Below are 13385 nucleotides of genomic sequence, written 5' to 3' on the forward strand. Positions count from 1 at the left end.
ACTGACTTGAGCGGGCGAAATTTGCCCCACCTTTGTCCAACATCTGACACCTGTGGCAAAGCGTCATCAAATTTGCCCTTTCATTTATCTTTAAATAAATATCGGCTACTTTGTTGGAGGCTGCCGGTGGTGGCAGGGTCAGCAGCTAGCCTCGTTTGGCACTCTGCTAAATTTGCCGGCTCACACCCAACAACAGCGGCAATGGTCAGGGCAAATTGCGATAAACTCAGCATGATCACGAAATCTGGCTGTAGCCTCTAAACTAATATAAATGGGCTGCATTCAAAAACTCCATTCCCTTTGCAACCCCTAGCATGACGATTCAGATTAGCGATATTGAGGCTCAACTAGAAACACTGCGGCAGGAAGCGCAAAGTGCAATCACCACTGCCGGCACGCTCGAACGCCTAGAGGAACTCAGAGTCGGCTACCTGGGCAAAAAAGGCCAACTGTCTCAAGTCTTAGGCAGCATGGGCAAATTAAGTCCAGCCGACCGGCCTCGCATTGGTGCAATGGCCAATGAGGTCAAGGAAGCGGTGCAAACAGACCTTGATTCCAAGCGGACAGCGCTGCAAGCCGCTCAAATTCAGGCCAAGCTGGAATCAGAAACTTTGGATGTCACCATGCCTGGGGTTTATCGTCCCCAAGGTCGAATTCATCCCTTGAATGGAATGATTGATAGGGTCGTGGATATCTTTGTGGGACTCGGTTACACCGTGGCCACCGGCCCGGAAATGGAAAGCGATTATTATAATTTTGAGGCGCTAAATACGCCACCCGATCATCCAGCGCGGGATATGCAGGATACTTTCTATTTACCAGACGGCAACCTGCTACGCACCCACACTTCCTCGGTGCAAATTCGCTACATGGAAAAACACGAGCCGCCGATCCGAATTGTCTCACCTGGACGCGTTTACCGACGCGATACCGTGGATGCGACTCACGCGGCAGTTTTCCATCAAATTGAGCTTTTAGCGATTGATGAAGGGCTAACATTTACGGATCTTAAAGGCACGCTCAAAGAATTTTTACAGCAGATGTTTGGCGCTGATTTGCCGATTCGTTTCCGTGCAAGTTATTTCCCGTTCACTGAACCTTCTGCTGAGGTGGATGTGCAGTGGCAAGGCAAATGGTTAGAAGTCTTGGGTTGCGGGATGGTCGATCCAAACGTCCTTAAAATGGTCGGTTACGATCCAGAAAAATACACGGGGTTTGCTGCCGGTTTTGGAGTAGAACGCTTCGCAATGGTGCTGCACCAAATCGACGATATTCGCCGGGTTTACAACAGTGACTTGCGCTTTTTGCAGCAATTTTAAGCAAGTAGTTGCTAATCGTTAAAGGTGAATTTTGTCGCCATTAGCGATTAGCAATTAATCGTAAATATTTTTAAGAAAATACCTCTAGAAGACGACTAAATATAACTTTTATGGCACTTGAAAAACTGACCTGGTGGCGAATAAGTTTACGGATGAAAGGGTCAGTCGCTCCAGCAATTTTTAGCCAGGTGCTTTTTTGCGGAGTGTTTGGCTTTTTTATTTCCATACTTTATCATTTTAAAGTACCCGTTGGCTGGAGTATTGTTGGGTTTGTTCCTAATATTATTTTAGGTTTATTATTAGTATTTCGGACAAATACTGCTTACGAACGATTTTGGGAAGGTCGCAAACTTTGGGGAACTTTAGTCAATACTGTCCGCAATTTTGCCCGCCAAATTTGGATAGCGATTGATGCCAAGGAACCCCAGGACGCACACGAGAAAATAGCAACTTTGAGACTCTTAGTTGCTTTTGCTGTGGCGACGAAATTGCATCTACGGCAAGAGGCACTTAACAGTGAGATAGAGGCGTTAATATCGCCGGAACAGTATCTCAAGCTGAAAAGCATGAACAACCCTCCTTTAGAAGTTGCCTTCTGGATTGGAGACTATTTACAAAAGCAAAATGAGCGAGGGTGCATCAATAACTATCAACTGGCGGCGATGCATAAGCTACTAGATAATATGGTAGACGTTTTAGGAGGATGTGAACGGATTTTAAAAACTCCAATTCCCTTAGCCTATGCCATTCATCTAAAGCAATTACTATTAATTTATTGCTTATTATTACCTTTTGAAATTGTTGGTAAGGTGCAGTGGTGGACAGGGCCGGTGGTTGCTTTAGTGAGTTTTATAGTGTTTGGGGTGGAAGAAATTGGCATTGAAATCGAAAATCCTTTTGGTCATGACTTCAACGACTTACCTTTAGATACTATTTGCGCTACTATGCTACGCAACATAGAAGATTTAATTTCCCTCTCGCCTAATACTCACGTTAATCTAGCTGAGGAAAAACAAACACTAATAAATTAGGGAGCAAGCTAGAACACGCTCAAATTTTAAAATGTTAAAAATAATAGAATCTTGGGTTAAAAAATAGGTTAATAAAACAGATTTTACCGAAAGATAGGTGAATTAAAGCTAAAATTAAAGTAGCGTAATAGGCAGAAAAATATATGGCGGAAGTTCAGATCGCAATTGAGGGAAAAGGCGCAGTTGAAGCAGCAGAAGCGCTGTTAAGCAGTCCTGACATAACACGAGGAACCTGGCAACCCGTAGAAGCAACAAGACCTGATAAGGTCGTGTCAGTGATTGTTCACATTCTATCAGCTGCAAGCGCAGAAGCTTTATCCCAACAAATTAATAATTGGTATCAAAGATATCAAGAAGCGGTGTTGGCTCAAACAATTGATAAGGTGGTACTGGTAGCGAATGGCAAGCGACTGTTGCTGGGAGAGAGTAGTCTCGATGATCTTCGCCAGACAATCTTAAATACATAAGGTTGTTGTGAAAATTTTAAACAATAATAGATTTGGCGAACACCGGCAGCCGGTGAATTCACTCAATGGCATTGCTTAAACCTTGAAATAAACAAGCCGGCAGAATTTCATGGATCGTCTCGTCAAGAGTGGAACAGGTTGGCGCTTAGGCTGGAATCCCAGCGCCGCTGAATATAAAGGTTTAGTGGGTGGGGAAGATTGGGCGCTAGAGTTGACAGAGGCGGAGTTGAATGATTTTTGCCGGCTTCTAGGGCAACTGGCGGCTACAATGAGCCAAATGGCCGAGGAATTGATGGACGAAGAGAAAATCGCCTGTGAAGCCGAAAGTGATTTACTCTGGTTAGAAGTTGAAGGCCGGCCTAATTCCTTCAGCCTGCACTTCATTCTATATTCAGGACGTGGCGCAGAAGGGAAATGGCCGGCCTCTGCAATTCCCAGTTTGGTTCAAGCCATGCAGGCACTCAAAGTTTTTTAATTTAGGTGCTTGCTTACTGTGGCAGATGTGCTATTATAAAAATTCGCAACGGGGCGTAGCGCAGCTTGGTAGCGCACCACTTTGGGGTAGTGGGGGTCGTGGGTTCAAATCCCGCCGCTCCGATTTCAAAAAACCTCTAGACAAGTCGATTTGATCGAATGTCAAATCAGTTGTCTGGGATGACGAATTGTTGCCCGAATTGAAAAATTATTTGGTACTTAGATTTAAAAAAAGACTCCTGTTCAGGAGTCCTTTTTTGTAGGTGCACTTTATAAGCTTGTACTAGAGAAGTTACTTCACAGCAAAGATGATGATCTATGTTGGTTTGCTTTAGAGATAACTGAAGGATGCGGTCGCTCTTAAGCGTGTGGTGCCTCGTTAAATTGCTCTACAAATGTGCAGCGCTTTCCTACCGTGTAGGTGCTGATTTAATTAAATCTTGCACTAATTTATACGCTTCTTTTAAAGGCACTTGACCATTCTCTACATTCGCCATTAAACTCTGAGCATCCTTCGGGCTAATTAGATCGAGCCTTACTGGTTCCTTCAAGAGAAGAATGAATTTTGTCTTGTCACTATCTTCAAGTTTAGATGCTCTTTCTTTAGCTTCCATTTCCATTAGCTGTTTTTTCAACTGCTTCAGCATTTCTGCTTTTTTTCCGTCATCAAAAGTGCCATCAATAAACATCTTCTTTAATCCTACAAGAGCAAGCCCACCTAAGGCAGCACCTCCAGCAACTACTGCTAATGGGGCAGCAACCGGAAGCAGTCCGAAGAAAGCCGCACTAGCTCCTAATACAGAAGCGGCATAACCAGCACCAGCAGCGCCTACTACTCCAATTCCAATATCGGAGAGAATTCCTATCTTATCGTGAGGATTTTTTTCTAATTCCTCTATAGCTTTAAGAATTTGCTCTTTGGTGGGAGTTTTAGTGTCTGACATATTAGACCTCTTGAAATTACTTGAATCTGTTTATATTTAGGCAGTGATGACATTTTGAAAGACAACATTAAAAACATCAACCATTAATTGAAAAAAGGCTTGGACTATTTCAACAATGTCCTCTGCAAATCCCATAAGTCCGTTCTGTACTTCTTTCCCTTGAGCGCGTTTGTCTACCCTATGTCCAGCTATTGCAAACACAACTATTCCTGCTGCTGCTAATGCTGCTGCCAATGGTGTCAAGTACGCTCCAATAAAGGGTATAGAAATTACCAAGTAGTTGACAGCAAATCCTAGAGCCACTCCTATCCCAACTCCTGTAACTAAATTAGGATGTGCCTTAACAAACTCAATGATTTTGATAACGATAATTTTGCCGATATCAACTACTTTATTTCCAACTTTCGGAGTGTAGTTAGCTAGTTCATGTAATCTAATCGTTACTTCGTGGGGCAATCCACTATCGTTTAACCACACATACAGGTCACTGCTACTCATCGATCCTGCATCTGCTTGCCATAGAGCCATCTTAAAGTTGGCTTGTGCTTGAGATAATATTTGTCCTGTCATTTTTTATTTATCCCCTAGAGGAGCAATTAATCTCTGCACTCAGTATGAATGCTGATGTATATAGGTATGATGATAAAAGCACGGAACTTATTTTAAGTGCGATCAATAAACTCCGTACTATTACGGAAAGGACGTAGCGGTTCTTCGGCATCCCGGATGCAGATAAGTTCAGGAATGCCGGGACTATAGACAGCTTAGCGACTTTTCAAGCTACACCATACTCGGTGTACTGTCGTTTGTAAGGAGGCTGTAATCCCAATACAATATCCCCTCTCGGCACACCCATTTCAACTAGCTCCTCAGCAGGATTCTGATCTGTTAAATTTTGCTGGAGCCAAATTTTTCCATCTTTAATATCAAAATGGATCACGCATCGGTAAATCCGGTTGAACTGTTGCCAACCTACATTCATCCACAGGTAATGATCTCCTTCGGTATCGAAAATGAGTTGCACTTCGAGCGCATCATCCGAAACATCATCGTTGGCATACCGGCTCATTAACGTCTGAATATATTGCCGGTATTGAGCTACCTTGTCCATTGCACAATCACCTCATTCGCTGGATCGTACACAATTAACAAGACCTGATACCGTTGTACCGCAGTTTGAGTGAATTCGTACTGAAAAAACGTTTGATACACATCAACTGGGACTGCTAAGTACAATGTCCGATCTGGCTCAACAGACTCTAGAGCAAGACGATAGCTGAGAAATTGTCCCAGCGCCGAGTAGAAATCCGTAATCGCAGAGGGATTCAAGAAGCTTTTGATCTCAACCGCAATTTTCTCTCCAGCTCGCTCCGCTGCCAGCAATTGTTCTGCCCCTAAATCCACTTGAAAGTTGACGTTGCCGAACTTAAATCTCAAAGGATCGTTAGTAATCACCCACTTCTCTTTTTGAAGTGCCTGTTTTACAACTTCGTGGAAAACATCTTTGGCAGACACAGACAAAATCTCAACTTTGCATCTTCATATTACTGGCTACTGTTCAAGACTCTTTGGGAACTGCCCAACAAATCACTTTTTGGCACTTAACTTTGGGCTTTGCTTTAAACCCCTGTCAAGTTGAAGGAGCCACCGGCACAGTATTTGCCTTCGCTTGAGCGTGTGCCTCTCGCCTTTCTGCCATCAACTTTGGTCTTAGATAAAGATTTTCCACCAAAGCAGCCGCGCCGGCAAACCAAGGCGGAACAATTAGCGCCCCAATAATGCCCAGAAGTTGAACACCCCCCAGCACCGAAAGTAGCTGAAACAGCGGATGCACCCCCACTGAAGACCCTACTAGCAAGGGATCAAGCACATAAGTTTCCAGGTTTTGGATCACCACAAATAAAATTAACACCCACAGGAACAGCAAGCCGCCTTGGGAAATGGCCACAATGAGCGCCGGCACCACCCCTAAAATTGGGCCTAAAAATGGAATCAAATTTGTCACGCCGGCAATGGCACCTAAACCTAAGGCAAAATCTTGGAGTCCCAAAAAACTCAAGCCGACCGTTGTTCCCAACGCCAAAATTCCCGAAACCAAAACTCGCCCTCGAATGTAACTTCCCATTCGCTGACTCACCGGCACCACTTGAGCCTCTAAGCGCTCATCCCAAGGCTTCGGAAACAACCGCACTAAACTTTTAATTAAAGTGCGACTGTCTGCAACCATATAACCTGACAGAAACAGAGACAAAATCAAACTAAAAAAACCGCCCACAATACCCCGCGTAATCCCATAAGAACGCAGTAGTAGCTGTTGGCTAGAACGAAACACCCAACTTGTCAGCGCTTGAGTATTAAAAAATTGACGGATTAAATCAGGACTATTATCACTGAGTCGAACCGCTATATTTTCAACCAAGAGGCGCAACGCTTCCAAATAAACCGGCAATTGACGAATCAAGCGATCAATTTGCTCAATTACAGTTGGCCCAATTAACAAACCCACCCCTGTCAAGCCGCCAATCAAAGTCAGATAAGTAAGAATTGTCGCCACCCACCGGGGAACGCCAAATTTTTCCGCCCAATTCACCACCGGCACAATTGAAGCGGCCAGCACCACTGAAACCATCAGCGTTACCAGCAAACTTCGTAGCTGCCAAAGTAGCACCAGCATTAGGCCGGTGGCTAAAATTACCAACAGATTAGATATCGAAACGGTAATGCGCTGCTCTGACATAAACAGATTAGGTGATTCCTGACACTCCGATTCCGAAAAGCAATTGTGTTTAACAACTTTTAGCGATGAGAAGACCCTTGTATTCGAGCTTTCAATCGAGAGATAAACCCTACCATTTCTTGCTGACTGACTTGAGTTTTTTGCCAACTAGGATGTTGCGTCAATCGCTCACACCACCCACTCAGTTTAGGGTACTTATCTAGAGGCATACCAATCCCAGGCAACTGAGTCACCACCGTGCCGGCGACGATATCCGCTCGATTGATACCCTCGCCACCAAATAACAGAGAATCCCCTAAAACGCTCTCAAAAAAACCGAGTGCTGTATTAATTTGCTGCTTTGCATTTTCCTGTTTTTGGGGATCGGGTTCAGCAATTCCCCAGACTTGAGTGGCTAAGGGTAATAAAAGCGGCATGACTTCATTAACCGTTACTAATTCCACCATTCTCACCCTTGCCAAAGATTTTGCATCCTTTGGTAACAGTGCAGGATTCGGGTATTTTGCCTCTAAGTAATCCAAAATTGCTAGAGATTCAAACACGCTAAAGTCGCCATCCTCCAACACAGGAATGTGATGAAAAGGATTAAGTCTTAAAAACTCTGGTTGTAACTGATCACCATCTAGGTTAAGTTTCACCAACTCAAATTCAACTTCTTTTTCTAGTAACGTAATCCAGACGCGGCGGGAGTTAGGAGAAATCGGAGTATAATACAGCTTTAACATGAAAAAACCTCTCAGCTTTCATTTAAAATTCAGAAATTATCCCTTAACTGCGATGCCAGAGCGTCACACTTCCCGGCTGATCAATTAAAGTAATTCCTTGGGCTTGTAGCTCATTGCGGATGCGGTCACCTTCAGCAAAGTTTTTCGCCTTACGAGCATCCTTTCGCTGCTGAATCAAGGCTTCAATCTCTTCATCGCTTAAGCCGCCGACTTCTTCACTTTTTTCCACCGGCAGCGCTTCCAAACCTAACACTTGCGCTAATTGTACGAGCGTGTGCCACTTTTGCTGTAACTCACCGGCTGGCGTTTTGGTTTTCCCCTCATGGACAAGAATATTTTGCTCTTTTTGTAACTCCTTAGCGAGTTCAAACAGCACTGCTAAACCGCCTGAGAAATTAAAATCCTCATCCACGGACGCCTGGAATCTCTCAACCTGTTCAGTATTCAGTAAATTTTCCTCAGCTTTCTCCCAGCCGAGTCGATCCCCGCACTCATAACCGAACAGCAAACCATCTTTGAGGGTATTCCAACCATTTTGGATAGCAGCCATCGCGTCGCCGGTGAAGTCAACCGGCTTGCGGTAATGCGCTTGCAAAACGAATAACCGCACTGCCATTGGATCTGGCGCATTGGGCGCATCTAATAACTGCCGAATTGTGGTGAAGTTGCCTAAAGATTTAGACATTTTTTCACCATCCACATTCACCATGCCATTATGTAGCCAGTAACGCGCTAAAGGTTGGCCGGTGACTGCTTCAGATTGGGCAATTTCATTCTCATGATGGGGGAAAATTAAATCTGCGCCGCCGACATGGATATCAATGCTTTCTCCTAAGCGATCGCGCACCATTGCTGAGCATTCAATATGCCATCCCGGACGACCGGCACCCCAAGGCGACTCCCAAGCCGGTTCTTCGGGTTTTGCTGCCTTCCACAGGGCAAAATCGAACGGATCTTTCTTCTTCTGAGCTTCTGGATCTTCCACACCCACGCGTCCACTCGCGCCGGCTTGCATATCGTCTAGCTTGCGTCCCGACAGCTTGCCATACTCACCAAACCGCCGTACCGCAAAGTAAACGTCCCCGGCTGCTGGGTAAGCAAAACCTTTGCTTTCCAACTCGTGGATCAGCCGCTTAATTCCATCTAGCGTGTGAGTAGCGCGGGGATACTCATCCGCCTCCAGTACATTCAGCCGCTTCATGTCTTCAAAATAGGCTTCCGTAAACCGATTTGCCACTTCTTCCATCGAAGATCCTTGTTCCCTGGCGCGGTTGAGAATTTTGTCATCAATATCGGTAAAATTCTGCACGTAGCGCACATCATAGCCCCGCCATTTTAAATACCGGCGCACCGTATCCCAAACAATATAAGAGCGGGCATGGCCCAAATGGCAGTAATCATAAACCGTGACGCCACAGCAATACATCCGCACCTTGCCGGCTTCTAGCGGCTCAAACGGTTCGTCGCGACGAGTCAGGGTGTTGTAAATTGTAAGGGCCATAACAAAGCAATCGTGAAAACAGCTGGGCTGAAACCGGCAAGAACAACCTTTAGATCGGCAATAATGAGGTTAGCTGGGATATCAGCCAACATCCTCGTAACGCTATCCTCCCATTTTCTGACGTTTTTGACAGCGACGCTATGCAATCAGCAGTCACCCCCGACAACTCACCGACGATAGAGACTCCCAAACACGGCTTGCCGGTTACGATCATCACCGGCTTCCTTGGCAGCGGCAAGACGACCCTACTCAACCACATCCTAACCAACCAGGAAGGCGTAAAAACAGCGGTTTTGGTGAATGAGTTTGGTGAAATTGGCATCGATAATGAGCTGATTGTCGCCACCGGCGATGATATGGTGGAGCTGAGCAACGGCTGCATCTGCTGCACCATCAACAATGATTTACTCGAAGCCGTCTACAAGATTTTAGAGCGACCTGACAAGGTGGACTACATGGTTGTGGAGACAACCGGCCTAGCCGATCCGCTGCCGGTGGCGCTCACGTTTTTAAGCACGGAACTGCGCGATTTAACCCGCTTAGACTCCATCGTTACGGTCGTAGATGCAGAAAATTTTAGCCTTGACTTGTTTAACAGCCAAGCCGCTTATAGTCAAATTGCCTACGGCGATATCATTTTGCTCAACAAAGCAGATTTGGTAGATGAAGCGAATTTGGATCTTTTAGAAGTCAAGATTCGCGATGTTAAAGCCGGCGCGAGAATTGTTCGCACAAAACACTCACAAGTGCCTCTGCCCCTAATTCTCAGCGTGGGTTTGTTTGAGACTGATAAGTATTTCCAAACGAATGAGCCGGCGCACGATCACCACGATCATCACGATCACCACGATCATCACGATCACCATGCTGAATGCGATCACGATCATGGCCATTGCGCTCACGACCACGACCACGAACACCACCATCATCACTCAAATCACTTAGAAAATGACGGATTCATCTCCGTTTCTTTCGAGACTGACAAACCCTTGTCAATTAAAAGATTCCAGTACTTCTTAGACAATCAATTGCCCGCTAATGTCTTCCGCGCTAAGGGAATTATGTGGTTTGATGAAAGCCCCAAACGTCACATTTTCCACCTCAGCGGCAAGCGCTTCTCAATTGATGATGACGAGTGGAATGGTAAACCTAAGAACCAATTAGTTTTAATTGGACAAGATTTAGACCGCGAAACTTTACTATCACAAATTCAATCTTGTGTCTGTCTTCCTTCTAACAATCGCGGCAAGGGTTTTGGTAAATAAGCCGAAAAAGAAAAGAATCTCATAAAAAACTAGATTCTTTTCTGAAACTGCCGGCGGGAAATCGCTCAACCATTTCGAGCAAAAACGGATTGGAGCAACTTGGCAAACCCAACTCATTGTTCCATCCAAAAGTGCAGCCGGTTGAGCGATAGCCCCCAAATTTTGAGAGAATTACCCGCAGAGTCGGCAGCGGCTTTAATTGAGTGTGCCGGCCTTGTCAGGATATCCCAACACAAGTTGGCTGCCGGTAGCAACTGCCCATTATCTTAAAACCGGCTCATTTGGGGACAAAAAACTTCATCCTGTAAATTTTTCCCTAACAAGCGGCACAATTTTTAATCTCTAAATTCCCTAATCCAGGCTTCCAGGTTTCGCAGCAGTCGGCAAATTTTCAAGACTGTTGTACTATACAGGAAAAAGCCTTTAAAATAGATAACCACTAACGCTGAGAACCCTAATGCCGTCCCGGCCCAACAGGATATTTTAATTTCCGGGAAAAGCGCACCGTTAGCGCAATGATTTAATATGACTTATTACAGAGGTGCTGATCTTTCCCCTCTCTATTTGTAATAATCTTCAAAACTTAACTTAAGGTTAATGTACCTTCCGTGAGTTACTGCCTTAATCCCAACTGTCCCAACCCAGCTGACTCATTGAACGCTCAAAACCGCATTTGCCGGCATTGTGGCTCATTGCTGGTAGTGCGAGGAAATTATCGAGTCAAGCATCTTTTGGGAGAAGGCGGCTTCGGCAAAACTTTTGAAGTCGAAGATGACCGAGGATCGCTGAAAGTCTTAAAAATTCTGATTGGCAACAACCCCAAAGCCGTCTCTCTGTTTCAGCGAGAAGCCCATGTTTTAGGACACTTGCAGCATCCCGGCATTCCCAAAGTGCAGCCAGATGGCTACTTTACTTTTGTGCCGAGAAACAGCCCGCAGCCATTGCACTGCCTGGTGATGGAGAAAATAGAAGGCTCTAATTTGGAAGAGTGGCTAAGCGGTCGGGCCAACCAACCTATCTTGCAAAATCAGGCACTAATCTGGCTAAAACAGCTGGCAGAAATTTTACATCAAGTCCACCAGCAGCAATATTTCCATCGTGATATTAAGCCGTCTAACATCATGCTGCGTCCCAACGGCCAGTTGGTGTTGATTGACTTTGGCACCGTTCGCGAAGTCACCGGCACCTATTTAGCTAAAGTTGGCGGCGGTGGCCATAAAGTCACCGGCATTGTTTCACCAGGCTATACGCCACCCGAACAAGCCAATGGCAAAGCCGTTCCCCAGTCGGATTTCTTTGCCTTGGGACGCACGTTTGTCTATTTATTAACCGGCCACGATCCCAACGATTTTCCCGAAAGTCCCCAGACAGGGGAGTTAATGTGGCGAGATCGGGCCAAGCAAGTTTCCAAGCCGGTGGCCGATTTAATTGATTATTTGATGGCACCGTTTCCAGGAAACCGGCCTCAAAACACCCAAGTCATTTTACAGCGCCTCCTAGATTTAGAACGCGCCGCACCTCAGCCGCAGGTTTCTTATCAGCCGGCGCAGTTTCCTGCCAACCATCGGGGAGTTCCACAATACCGAGGCGCGGCTGTTCCCCTGGCTAGCTTGCGCCGAGGGAAAAGCAAAAGACGGTCCGCTACAATCGCTAAGTCCAGAAACAAAAAGCTTAGCCCGCTTCACCAGAAATTAGTGGGTGGCCTTGTTTTCCTGGTCGTAGCCGGTGTGGGCGCTAGCCTGCTCTTTGCTGGGATGGACATTGAACTGTCCCAGTATTTTCCAGCACAGGTAAATCTGTCAGTTGCCAGTTCTGGGCAGCGGGAAGCGGTTTCTGCCAAGGAATTGCAAAGTGAAAAAGCTGTGCGCCGGCCAGAGAACCTTTGGAAAAAGGCTGTTTTCGCCACTACCCTTGCTGATCATTTATGGGGTGTCACAAGCGTTGCCATTAGCGCAGATGGTCAGACCCTTGTCAGCGGCAGTGTTGACAAGACGGTGAAAATTTGGAACTTGCCGGCGGGTAAACTGCTTCACACCCTTGCCGGTCATACTAATGAAGTTTGGTCAGTTGCCATCAGTCCCGACGGCAAAACCCTAGCTAGCAGCAGTGGCGATAAAACCGTTAAATTGTGGGATCTCGGCACCGGCACCCTGAAAAGCACCCTGGATGGCCATTCCGGTTCGGTCAACACCATTGCTTTTAGTCCCGATGGCAAAACCTTAGCCAGCGGCAGTTTCGACAGCACGGTTAAGTTGTGGAATTTGGGCACCGGCCAAGTGGGCAATACGCTTTCGGGCCACGCAGGCGGGGTGAATGCCCTTGCCTTTAGTCCGGATGGCAGGATGCTAGCGAGTGGCGGCTTTGACAGCACGGTTAAGTTGTGGGATCTGCGAGTCAGTTGTGCCGGCGCACAGCCTTGCACTCCCATCCAATCCCTTGAGGGTCATTCACGCCGCGTCCAATCTGTTGCCTTTAGCCCAGATGGCCGTACCCTCGCTAGTGGCAGCGTGGATGGCAGCATTAATGTATGGGATCTCAGCCTCGGCCAGTTACAGCGCACATTTCTGGGGCATTTAGATGCAGTCAATGCCGTTGTGATTACTCCAGATAGCAAGACTGTGATCAGTGGGGGGGGCAGCGTGGACGGCACAATAAAGTTGTGGGATTTGGCTACGGGTCAGCTACTGGCGACTGCCAAAGGGCATTCAGACTCAATTCATGACCTTGCCCTCGGCCCGGATGGCCAAACCCTTGCGAGCAGCAGTGAGGACTATACAATTAAGATTTGGCGGTTGCACTAGAATAATCAATGAGCAAAAAAAACTGTTTTCAATGTGTTTTATTGGGTTTTATCTTCCTCATTTTTAGCTGCGGCAACTGATTGTTTTTCTAGTTTATACGGTTTTTGTTGCGAAAACTCTC

The 13385-nt window shown here is 46.1% G+C and carries 14 protein-coding genes and 1 tRNA gene; 7 read left to right on the forward strand and 8 right to left on the reverse strand.

Annotated features, from left to right (window positions below):
* Positions 1 to 80: 80 nt before the first annotated feature.
* Complete coding sequence (locus tag H6F56_RS07655) at positions 81 to 233, reverse strand: hypothetical protein (RefSeq protein ID WP_190666429.1); 153 nt, start codon at positions 231 to 233, stop codon at positions 81 to 83.
* Positions 234 to 314: 81 nt separating this feature from the next.
* Here H6F56_RS07655 and pheS point away from each other — a divergent pair, with 81 nt between their 5' ends.
* From pheS to H6F56_RS07680, 5 genes are all read left to right on the forward strand, one after another.
* Positions 315 to 1319 (forward strand): phenylalanine--tRNA ligase subunit alpha, encoded by a 1005-nt coding sequence (gene pheS, locus H6F56_RS07660; RefSeq protein WP_190666431.1) that lies wholly within the window; start codon positions 315 to 317, stop codon positions 1317 to 1319.
* 110 nt (positions 1320 to 1429) lie between these two features.
* On the forward strand, positions 1430 to 2350 hold the full coding sequence (locus tag H6F56_RS07665) for a bestrophin family protein (protein WP_190666434.1): 921 nt from the start codon (positions 1430 to 1432) through the stop codon (positions 2348 to 2350).
* 143 nt (positions 2351 to 2493) lie between these two features.
* Entirely contained in the window at positions 2494 to 2817 is a 324-nt protein-coding gene (locus tag H6F56_RS07670; RefSeq protein WP_190666436.1) for a hypothetical protein, read from the forward strand.
* Between the two features lie 109 nt (positions 2818 to 2926).
* The gene (locus tag H6F56_RS07675) at positions 2927 to 3292 is read left to right on the forward strand and encodes a DUF1818 family protein (protein WP_190666437.1); all 366 of its coding nucleotides are present in this window, start codon (positions 2927 to 2929) and stop codon (positions 3290 to 3292) included.
* Between the two features lie 49 nt (positions 3293 to 3341).
* A tRNA-Pro gene (locus tag H6F56_RS07680) sits at positions 3342 to 3415 on the forward strand.
* Positions 3416 to 3701: 286 nt separating this feature from the next.
* Here the strand turns inward: H6F56_RS07680 and H6F56_RS07685 are convergent.
* From H6F56_RS07685 to cysS, 7 genes are all read right to left on the reverse strand, one after another.
* Positions 3702 to 4235, reverse strand: coding sequence for a hypothetical protein (locus tag H6F56_RS07685; RefSeq protein ID WP_190666439.1), 534 nt, complete (start codon positions 4233 to 4235; stop codon positions 3702 to 3704).
* 36 nt (positions 4236 to 4271) lie between these two features.
* Positions 4272 to 4805 carry a hypothetical protein gene (locus H6F56_RS07690; RefSeq protein ID WP_190666442.1) on the reverse strand — a complete coding sequence of 178 codons (534 nt, stop codon included), beginning with the start codon at positions 4803 to 4805 and terminating at the stop codon, positions 4272 to 4274.
* Positions 4806 to 5010: 205 nt separating this feature from the next.
* A complete protein-coding gene (locus H6F56_RS07695; RefSeq protein ID WP_190666444.1) occupies positions 5011 to 5346 on the reverse strand; it encodes a XisI protein in 336 nt (111 codons plus the stop codon).
* Positions 5334 to 5750 (reverse strand): XisH family protein, encoded by a 417-nt coding sequence (locus H6F56_RS07700; RefSeq protein WP_190666447.1) that lies wholly within the window; start codon positions 5748 to 5750, stop codon positions 5334 to 5336. Before H6F56_RS07700 ends, H6F56_RS07695 begins: the two co-directional genes overlap by 13 nt.
* Before the next feature lie 115 nt (positions 5751 to 5865).
* The gene (locus H6F56_RS07705; RefSeq protein WP_190666448.1) at positions 5866 to 6972 is read right to left on the reverse strand and encodes an AI-2E family transporter; all 1107 of its coding nucleotides are present in this window, start codon (positions 6970 to 6972) and stop codon (positions 5866 to 5868) included.
* Positions 6973 to 7031: 59 nt separating this feature from the next.
* On the reverse strand, positions 7032 to 7697 hold the full coding sequence (locus H6F56_RS07710; protein WP_190666450.1) for a glutathione S-transferase family protein: 666 nt from the start codon (positions 7695 to 7697) through the stop codon (positions 7032 to 7034).
* Between the two features lie 43 nt (positions 7698 to 7740).
* Positions 7741 to 9198: a cysteine--tRNA ligase gene (cysS, locus tag H6F56_RS07715; RefSeq protein WP_190666452.1), complete on the reverse strand. Its 1458-nt coding sequence runs from the start codon at positions 9196 to 9198 to the stop codon at positions 7741 to 7743.
* Between the two features lie 140 nt (positions 9199 to 9338).
* Between cysS and H6F56_RS07720 the strand changes: the two genes are divergently transcribed.
* Together H6F56_RS07720 and H6F56_RS07725 are read left to right on the forward strand one after the other, a co-directional pair.
* Positions 9339 to 10463, forward strand: a complete 1125-nt coding sequence (locus H6F56_RS07720) for a CobW family GTP-binding protein (RefSeq protein WP_190666454.1) — start codon at positions 9339 to 9341, stop codon at positions 10461 to 10463.
* A gap of 608 nt (positions 10464 to 11071) precedes the next feature.
* Entirely contained in the window at positions 11072 to 13264 is a 2193-nt protein-coding gene (locus H6F56_RS07725; RefSeq protein WP_190666456.1) for a protein kinase domain-containing protein, read from the forward strand.
* Positions 13265 to 13385 lie beyond the last annotated feature (121 nt).

Source organism: Microcoleus sp. FACHB-672 (assembly GCF_014695725.1).
Classification (GTDB): Bacteria; Cyanobacteriota; Cyanobacteriia; order Cyanobacteriales; family Oscillatoriaceae; genus FACHB-68.